Raw genomic sequence first — 9100 nt, 5'->3', positions numbered from 1 at the left:
CGCCTCGCGCGTGGAAAAGTTGTCGGAGCAGTCCAGCACCAGGTCGACCGCAGCCAGCCGTAGCAGGCCCGTGGAGCCAACGGGTCTTCCCGGCCAAAATCACCTTCCGCGATCGCATCGGTTTGCCAAGGGTTGTCGCCGTACACCGCACCACTGCTGAGAAACAGAAAACGTGCCTGCTTGTCCCGGGCCAGCTCAAGCAGTGCCCGGGTGCCATCGGTATTGGCACGGATCGTATCGACCGGCCGTCGCAGATAGTCCTTGGGGCTGGCAGGGCTGGCGGCATGGACGATGAAATCCAGCGGTGCAGCAAGGCCGCAGGGCTGGGTGACATCCTGGATCAGAGGCGTCACTTCGCCTGGAATATCCAGCCAGGGCATGCGCTGACGCAGTTTTGCCAGGTCCCGCGCCAGGGCGTACACGTGCACCTTCGCCTGAGGCTGACGCCGATTGAGCCAGACGAGGGCTTCGACGACATGCCCACCAATGAAGCCCGAAGCGCCAGTGACCAGAATATGACGGCCGTGCAGGGCTTCCCAGGGCAGCGGGGCTGTGAGCATCCCGCTCAAATCCGCAGCGAGAACGGGATCAGGCGTTTTCATAGATGCTATCCAGGCCGATGATGCGCTGCGCTGCAATCCCAAGGTCAAGCAGGTGCTGACGGATGTCCGTGGCGAAGCGAATGGAGCAGATGAGGATGGGCAACTCCGCGTGCGCTTGCGGATCGTAGGCACACACCACGTGTTTACCCAGGCGCTGCCCCCATTTGGTTTCTGATGAGTCCAGCAGGGCGTGGATATCCAGCGACTCGGCAATCGGTGCCAGATAGTTGAGGTAGTCGCCGCCAATGCCGTACACCAGGAACGGGCCGCCGGTTTGTTCACGAAAACGCTGCAGCAGACGCTGCTCGCGTTGCTCAGCCGCAGGCTGCAGGCGGGCGACGAGGCGCACCGAGTCCGAGTAGACCGGCGATTCGTAATGCCCCACGGACAACGCTTCGCAGGTAAAGCCGCAACGTGCGAGCAGCAGGGCCAGCGACGCCGGGGTGAACTGGTGCAGGTGCTCGGGATTGCGATCACTGGCCAGCAGCGGATGCCCGGCCTGGTTCGGCACCTCGATCAGCACACGCCCGTCCGCACTCAGAAGGCTCGCCCAGGCCGCAAGCTCCTGCTCGGGCCGAGCGATATGCTCCAGCACATGGAAGGAGACGATCAACTGGTACGGCGTTGCCTCAATCTCGCTGGCTGGCGTGTGGAATACGCGGTCAAGTTTCTGCGTCGCCAGCACCCTGTCCTGCGACAACTCCACACCCTCATAGGTGACGGCAAAGCGCGCCTTGATCTCGCGCCCGAGTTCACCTTCCGCACAGCCGACTTCGAGCACGCGCTCCTTGCCTGTCTTCAGCAAGTCGGATACCGCGGCGACACGTTCACGCATCTTGCGCTTGAACCAAGGCGTGTTCAGATCGTTACGAGCGACCAGCGTTTCATAGTAGCCCGCCTCGTCCATCGGCATCCGCCAACGATGCCCACAGAGCCGGCAAGCGGTGTATTGCGGGCTAGGCAATACGCGCTCGACCGTTGCGCAGCAGGGGCATGTGTTGGCTGTAGCGGCTGTGTTCATGCGCGCACCAGGCGTTCCAGCAACTGTTGCGGCGAAGGCAATGGCTGCTCATGACTGGCAAATTGACCATAGCCCCAAGCGACTGGCCAGAACTCGACACCATTGGCCGCCGCTGCACGACCGTCTGCAACGGTATCGCCAATGTAGAGGGCCGATTGCGCTGCAATGCCGCCATCCCCCAGCAAGGCAGCGATCATGCCGGCCTTGTCCGTGTAGCGATCAGGGTAGGAGTCACTGGCATACACGTCGCTGAACAGCCCTTGCCAACCCAATGCCGCAATGATGCGCTGGGTTGGCAGCAGCCGTTTATTGGTCGCGATGTACAGACTGAAGCCTTGCTCGCGCAGCTGCTCCAAGATCGCCTGGCAACCCGCATAGGCCGGTGTTTCCAGGCAGGCTTGGGAATCGTAAATGTCCTTGAACGAGGCGCTCAGGGCATCCAGCAATGCTGCGTCGTCACTGCCGCTCAGTGTCGCCAGCGTCTGGCGCAACGGCGGCCCGATCAGGCTGGCGTCTATGGGGCGCATGGCCTGCAGCCCGTGCGCCTTCAGCACACGGGTAAAGCAGACAAGAATGGCCGGCGCCGAGTCCACCAAGGTGCCGTCAAAGTCGAACAGGACGTGGCGTTTCATCAATTGACCTGCTGCCGAACCTGGCGCGATACCGGGGCGATGTTGCCAGCCATTTCTTCCTCCAATACCGCCAGCGGCAGCAAGGGGCTCATGTCTTCCAGCGGCATCGAGGTCATCGAGCCATCCGCCTGCGGAATTGCCGCAACCTTCGGGCTCAACGCCTCATCCTTCATCAACACCACTTCCACGATCATCGGACGCGGCATTTGCACGGCCTCGGCAAGGCCCTGCTCCAGCTCGGCGGCATCGCTGATGCGCTTGAACGGCAAGTGGTAGGCACGTGCCAGTTCTTCCAGGTCCGGCATCCACAAGCCCGCCTCGGGGCCGGTGCCGACATAGCGGCTTTCGAAGTAGTTGCGCTGGGTGTTGCGAATCGAGGCATAACCACCGTTGTTCATCACCACCAGGCAGATCGGCAGGTTGAACCCGCGCAGCGTGGCCAGCTCCTGAATATTCAGTTGCAGGCTGCCATCGCTCTCCACCGCCACCATCGGCTTGCTGCCATTGGCGAAGCACGCGCCAATCGCAGCGGGCAGGCCGTAACCCATGGCGCCCAGGCCAGAAGTCAGGAATACACGCTGGCCTGGGCGATTGCGGAACACGGTGTAGAAGACTTCGACCGCCAACCCCGAGCTGCCGGTGCTGACCAGGGTATTTTCCGGTACGGCGTTGGAAAGCGCGTCAGCAAACTGGAAGTGGCTGATCGGCCCGCTGGCCGCGAAAGGCTTGCCGTCGTTGACGCCATAGCGTGACTTCCAGTCGCGGCAACGTGCCAACCATTGCGGGCGGTTGAACGAGGCACCTTTCAGCGAAGCGGCCAGTATTTCGATGAAGCTGGCGGCATCGCGGGTAACGGCGACATCGATGTCCATGTCGAGCTTGGCGATCTCGTTGGCATCCACATCCACGACGATCTTGCGTGCGTTGCGCGCAAAGTCGCGCGGCGCATAGGCGGTGATGATGTTGTCCAGACGACAGCCGATGGTGATCAGCAGATCGGCATTCTGTATTGCGAAGTTCGGTGCACGCAGCGCTACCACGCCGGGGCGACCGACATACAGCGGGTGCTCGTGAGGCAGCAGGTCCATTGCATTCCAGGTCGTCACCAGCGGCACGCCCATGCTTTCGATCAAATCACGGAAGGCTGCTGCCGCGCCGCTCAAGCGAACGCCATGGCCGGCGAGAATCAGCGGCCGCTGGGCACCGTCAAGCAAGCTGCGGATCTGCTCCAGCGTTGCCGCGTCCAGCGCTGCAACGGGTGCTGCGGCCTCGTCCCAGCCCACCAGGCTGTCGGCATCGATCGGCGCGCCCTGCACGTCCAGCGGTACGTCGATCCATACCGGGCCGGCGCGGCCATCTCGCGCTACAAAGACAGCGCGCTCCAACTCGCGGCGAATGTCTTCTGGCTGCTGGACGGTCACCGCGTACTTGGTGATCGGCTCGACCACGCTGACGATATCCACTTCCTGCACGCCCTTCTGCCGAAGTGGCGCGCCACGCAGCAGGTCGGCACGCTTGACCTGGCCGGAGACGACCAGCAACGGCACCGACTCGATCCAGGCACCGGCAACGGCAGTCACCGCATTGGTCGCTCCCGGGCCAGTGGTGACCATCGCCACACCGATGTTCTCGTTGATCCGGCAGTAGGCTTCGGCGGCAATCGCGGCGGCCTGTTCATGGTGGCAGGCCACCACATCCAGGTTGGGGTGCTTGCCGACCGCGTCGTTGAGGTGCATGGCACCTCCGCCTGGCAACAGGAAGACGTGCTTCACACCCAGATCGGCGATGAAGTCAGCAATGTAGTCTGCAACACGATAGGGGCTTGGCACGTCAGTCCATCCAATAGCTCAAGAGGGTTTTACGGTCGCGATTGGCATTGATCGCTTCGTCGGTATAGAACGAATCATTGCTGAAATGCGTGGAGGACAGCTCTTCGATAATGGCCCCACCCTCGCTGTGGAAGGCATGACGAACACCCGGCTCGACGGTGACCACATCCCCCGGACGGCAGACCCGCTTGACACCGTCCAGCTGCAGCGTCAGCTCGCCATGCAGGACGTGGAAGGTTTCTTCCTTGCGCTTGTGGTATTGCTCAGGGTGCTGTTGGCCTGGCAGCAGCATCAGCAGTTTCTTGCAGTAGCCGCGATTGACCACCGTGAGCATGGTCAAACCGATTTCGTCGAACTGCTCCAGGCCATAGTGGTGGGAGATTTCCAAGTCGACCCGCCCCGGTACCACCACGTGGCTGCCGCTCAACTGCGCGCGAACTTGCTGGACAATCGCCCAGACCTTGTCACGCACATCACGCCGCGTGCTGTTCTGCGTGCTCAGTGCGGCATGCTCAGGGATATCCGCCTGGGCAGTGAAGGTGGCGTACTTCGACCAGTCGTTGGCAGTGACCTGCCCGTCTTGCGGCGGGAAGGCAAAATACACGTCGTCTGCCTGCACCACCTCACCCGCAGCAATGGGCCTGCGCGCAAACACACCACGACGCAGGGAGCGCAGGCTGTCGCGTTCACTCTCGTTCACTGGCAGACGCTGCTCGCCTTCACCACACAGCAACAAGGCATATTGCGCCGCTTCCAGCCAGCGCCGAACCTGCTCAGGGCTTGCCGAGTAGGCGTTGATGGGGAATTGCTCGGTGGGCAAGCCGACGTGTTTCTCGAAAATACGCGCGCCCTTGGCCAGCGCGATCTTGACGATATCGGTGTTGTCCGGGTTTTCATGGGTGGAAAAGCCCACGCGCACGTCAGGGTAGCGCCGGCGCAGAAAATCCACCTGCGACAGGTGCATGTTGGCATCCGGGGTCGGGTACTCCCCTACGCAATGCAGAATGGCGAAACTCTTTTCCCGGTGGGCCAGGAAGCTGACCAGACGATCGAGCTCATCCAGGGTCGAACCGGCCGTGGAGACGATCAGCGGCTGCTGAGTCTGTACCACGCGTTCCAGCAACGGCCAGTCGCTCATCGAGCAACTGGCGATCTTGATCGCATCCAGCCCCTGCGCTTCGATCACGCCTACCGATGCCTCATCGAACGGCGTGGACAGGCAGAGGAAGCCGTTGGCACGGATTTCCGCCACCAGGGTATCGAACTGCTCACGGGACAAACGTGTCTCGCCGAAACGCTTGATGTACTTCACATCGTCACGGCCGCGCATCGCCGGGTGAATGAAGGTATCCAGGTCACGGTATTGCAGCTTGAAGGCAAAGCGAAACGGGAACGCCTTGCACACCTCGGCAAATGCGCGAATCAGCGTCACGCCATGCGCCACATCGCCCATGTGGTTGTTGGCCATTTCGAGGATGAACAGCGGTTTATCGAACAACGTACCGGTGTTGGCGGAAGAGGCAGTGCTCATCAGTGGGTTCCTCGATTGAGCCAGGTTTCGATGTGACTGGCCGCATGTTCCAGATGGTCATCGCTCAAGCCCGGCCAGAGGCCGATCCAGAACGTGTCGTTCATGATCTTGTCGGTGACCGGCAGTTCGCCGGAAACCCGGTAGTTCAGCCCCTGCATGTAAGGCTGGCGCGTCAGGTTGCCGGCGAACAGCAGGCGGGTACCCACGCCCTGTTCATCCAGGTAACGCAACAGCTCGAGGCGCTTCACACCGCTGCCGTCGCGCAGGGTAATCGGGAAGCCGAACCAGGAGGGGTCACTGTCGTGGGTGGCCTGCGGCAGAATCAGTTGGTCCGCACAACCGGCCAGGCGCTCGCTGAGCCAGCCGAAGTTGCGTTTACGCGCAGCGACGAAATCATCGACCCGGTCCATCTGCGCCAGCGCGCAGGCGGCCTGCATGTCGGTGATCTTCAGGTTGTAGCCCAGGTGCGAGTAGGTGTACTTGTGGTCGTAGCCTTGCGGCAGGCCACCCAGTTTCCAGCAGAAACGCTTGCTGCAGGTGTTGTCCTCGCCGGGCGCACAGTAGCAATCGCGGCCCCAGTCGCGGTACGACTCGATGATGCGCTTGAGCAACGGCGAGTCGGTGAACACTGCCCCGCCCTCGCCCATGGTGATGTGGTGCGCCGGGTAGAAGCTGAGCGTGCCGATATCGCCGAAGGTGCCGACCATGCGCCCCTGGTAGGTGGAGCCCAGGGCATCACAGCAGTCTTCGATCAGCCACAGGCCGTACTTGTCGCACAGGGCGCGGATCACGCCCAGGTCGAAAGGGTTGCCCAGGGTATGGGCGAGCATGATGGCCTTGGTCTTCGGGCCGATGGCCGCTTCGATCAGCGCCGGGTTGATGTTGTAGGTGCCCATCTCGACATCGACGAACACCGGTACCGCGCCAAACTGCAGGATCGGGTTGACGGTGGTCGGGAAACCGGCGGCAACGCCGATCACTTCGTCGCCGGGCTTGATCGCGCGGTCGCCGAGACGTGGCGAGGTCAGCGCGGAAAACGCCAGCAGGTTGGCCGACGAACCCGAGTTGGTGGTGAGTACGCAGCGACGGCCCAGGTACTTGGCCAGGCGCTTCTCGAACGCCTCGTTGAAGCGCCCGGTGGTCAGCCAGCCATCCAGCACGGCCTCGGTCATCGCCTGCAGTTCGCCCGCACCGATCACCTTGCCGGCAGGCGGAACGCTGCTCTGCCCCGCCACGAAGGGTTTCGGCGCCATCTGCAGATCGGCATAGCGCCCGACCAGTTCGGCAATCTGTTGGCGCAACTGCTGCGCCGTACTGTCACTCATGGGATCCGCCTTGGTGAACCGCGATCTGCTCGCGGGTAACGATGTTCATATCACGCCCTGCACGCCAGGCCAGATGCCAGTCCAGGGTCTGTTTCAGGGTGTCATCCAGCGACCAGCGGGGCGACCAGCCAAGCATCTGCCGCGCCTTGCTGGAGTCCAGCGCCAGCAGGCCGGCTTCGTGCGGCTGGGCATCGCCGGCAACCGACCAGCGCGCCTCGCCTGGCCAACGTTCGGCAAGGCGCCGGACGATCTCGCCGACGCTGGCCAGCCCTGCGCTGTCAGGGCCGAAGTTCCAGGCTGCGGCGTGCCGCTCGGCATCGGTCAGCAAGCCCTGCGCCAGCTGCAGATAGCCCATCAGCGGGTCGAGTACGTGCTGCCAGGGGCGCGTCGCATCGGGATAACGCAAGATCACCTCTTGGCCATCCTCCCAGGCACGCAAGATATCCGGCAGCAAGCGCTCGGCAGACCAGTCCCCGCCCCCTAGCACGTTGCCAGCGCGCGCCGTGGCCAGGGCCACGCCGGAGGTACGCAGGAACGAGTCGCGGTAGCTCGCGCACAGCAGTTCGACACAGGCCTTGCTGCTGCTATAGGGGTCGAAGCCGCCTAGGGCGTCCTGTTCCCGGTAGGGCCAGGGCCATTCGCGGTTGTCGTAGCACTTGTCGGTGGTCACCACCAGCACCGCGCGTACCGAAGGCGTGGCACGCACGGCCTCCAGCAGGTTGAGCGTGCCCATGACGTTGGTTGCGTAGGTATCGCCTGGCGCACGATAGGATTCACGCACCAGCGGCTGAGCCGCGAGATGCAGCACCACCTCCGGCTGGAAATCCTTCAAGGCATGGGCCAGGGCCGAAGCATCACGGATATCGGCGAAATCGCCGGCTATCTGCTGTTGCAGTTGCGCGGCCTGCCACAACGATGGCGTGGTCGCGGCAGGCAAGGCAAAGCCGCGCAGTTCGGCGCCAAGCTGGCGCAGCCAGACAGCCAGCCAACCGCCCTTGAAGCCGGTATGCCCGGTCAGCAGGACTCGGCGCCCTGCCCAGAATGCCGGGTTCAGCGCCATAGCTGCCAAGCTGCTTCGCCGTTTTTCCAGTGTTCTTCAAGCAGCATGCGATCACGCAGGGTGTCCATCGGCTGCCAGAAGCCACGGTGCAGGTGGCTCATCAGCTGCTCTTCCTTGGCCAGACGACGCAGCGGCTCGTATTCCCAGGTGGTGTCGTCGCCTTCGATGTAATCGAGCACGGTCGGTTCCAGCACGAAGAAGCCGCCATTGATCCAGCCACCGTCGCCCAAGGGTTTTTCCTGGAAGCCACGTACCTGCTCGCCCTGCACATCCAGCGCGCCATAACGCCCCGGCGGCTGCACGGCGGTAACCGTGGCCAGCCTGCCGTGCTGCCGGTGGAAGTCGATCAGTTGGGGGATATCGACGTCGGACACACCGTCGCCGTAAGTCAGGCAAAAGGTTTCATCGCCAACATAGTCGCGGACACGCTTCAGGCGGCCACCGGTGGCGGTGTTTTCCCCGGTGTCCACCAGCGTCACCCGCCAAGGTTCGGCGTGGCGGTTGTGGATATCCATGCGGTTTTCCGCCATGTCGAAGGTCACGTCCGACATGTGCAGGAAGTAGTTGGCGAAGTATTCCTTGATCACATAGCCCTTGTAGCCCAGGCAAATGACGAAGTCGTTGATACCGTAATGCGAGTAGATCTTCATGATGTGCCAGATGATCGGCTTGCCGCCTATCTCGATCATCGGCTTTGGGCGCAGGTGGGATTCTTCGCTGATGCGTGTGCCCAGCCCACCGGCCAGAATGACTGCTTTCATTATGCTGTTTGTCCGCATTGGTCGGAGGGGTGACAAAAAACTGACCCCTGGCCCTTTATGCTATGCAAAGCAAAACGCATGCCTGCTTTAAAGTGGCAGTCGCAATGCATGACTGGAGATTTATAGGGGTGCGGAAATCGAGCGCCGCCCGCGCGGCGCATCGCGAGCTGCGCTCGCTCCTACGTTTGTTTCTGGCCAATCGTGCCTGTGGGATCTGCGCGCGAATGCCTGCGCAGGACACGAAATTGCTGGGTAAGAACAAGGCGGTCGCGCACGCTGGCGCAGGAGATACTGGCCCGAAACAAATGTAGGAGCGAGCGCAGCTCGCGATGCGCCGCG

Annotated in this window: 8 protein-coding genes; all 8 read right to left on the bottom strand. The window is 62.5% G+C overall.

Annotated elements, in window-relative coordinates; translation table 11 throughout:
• The coding region (locus tag NP534_RS23615) for an NAD-dependent epimerase/dehydratase family protein (protein WP_274100295.1) at positions 1-560 on the bottom strand (560 nt) is incomplete at its 3' end.
• A 28-nt stretch (positions 561-588) separates the two neighbouring features.
• The gene (locus tag NP534_RS23610; protein ID WP_095063727.1) at positions 589-1515 is read right to left on the bottom strand and encodes a class I SAM-dependent methyltransferase; all 927 of its coding nucleotides are present in this window, start codon (positions 1513-1515) and stop codon (positions 589-591) included.
• A 104-nt stretch (positions 1516-1619) separates the two neighbouring features.
• Positions 1620-2255, bottom strand: a complete 636-nt coding sequence (locus tag NP534_RS23605) for an HAD family hydrolase (protein ID WP_274100294.1) — start codon at positions 2253-2255, stop codon at positions 1620-1622.
• Positions 2255-4084: a thiamine pyrophosphate-binding protein gene (locus tag NP534_RS23600; RefSeq protein ID WP_274100293.1), complete on the bottom strand. Its 1830-nt coding sequence runs from the start codon at positions 4082-4084 to the stop codon at positions 2255-2257. The genes NP534_RS23605 and NP534_RS23600 overlap by 1 nt, the downstream gene beginning before the upstream one ends.
• 1 nt (position 4085) lies before the next feature.
• Positions 4086-5615 carry an N-acetylneuraminate synthase family protein gene (locus NP534_RS23595; RefSeq protein WP_274100292.1) on the bottom strand — a complete coding sequence of 510 codons (1530 nt, stop codon included), beginning with the start codon at positions 5613-5615 and terminating at the stop codon, positions 4086-4088.
• Positions 5615-6940, bottom strand: a complete 1326-nt coding sequence (gene rfbH, locus NP534_RS23590; protein WP_033699487.1) for a lipopolysaccharide biosynthesis protein RfbH — start codon at positions 6938-6940, stop codon at positions 5615-5617. Before rfbH ends, NP534_RS23595 begins: the two co-directional genes overlap by 1 nt.
• The gene (gene rfbG / locus NP534_RS23585; RefSeq protein ID WP_274100296.1) at positions 6933-8000 is read right to left on the bottom strand and encodes a CDP-glucose 4,6-dehydratase; all 1068 of its coding nucleotides are present in this window, start codon (positions 7998-8000) and stop codon (positions 6933-6935) included. Before rfbG ends, rfbH begins: the two co-directional genes overlap by 8 nt.
• Entirely contained in the window at positions 7991-8761 is a 771-nt protein-coding gene (gene rfbF / locus NP534_RS23580; protein ID WP_274100291.1) for a glucose-1-phosphate cytidylyltransferase, read from the bottom strand. The genes rfbG and rfbF overlap by 10 nt, the downstream gene beginning before the upstream one ends.
• Between the last annotated feature and the right edge of the window lie 339 nt (positions 8762-9100).

The organism is Pseudomonas sp. 39004 (genome assembly GCF_028682155.1).
Lineage (GTDB): Bacteria > Pseudomonadota > Gammaproteobacteria > Pseudomonadales > Pseudomonadaceae > Aquipseudomonas > Aquipseudomonas capeferrum.
This window is presented reverse-complemented; position numbering and strand designations above follow the sequence as displayed.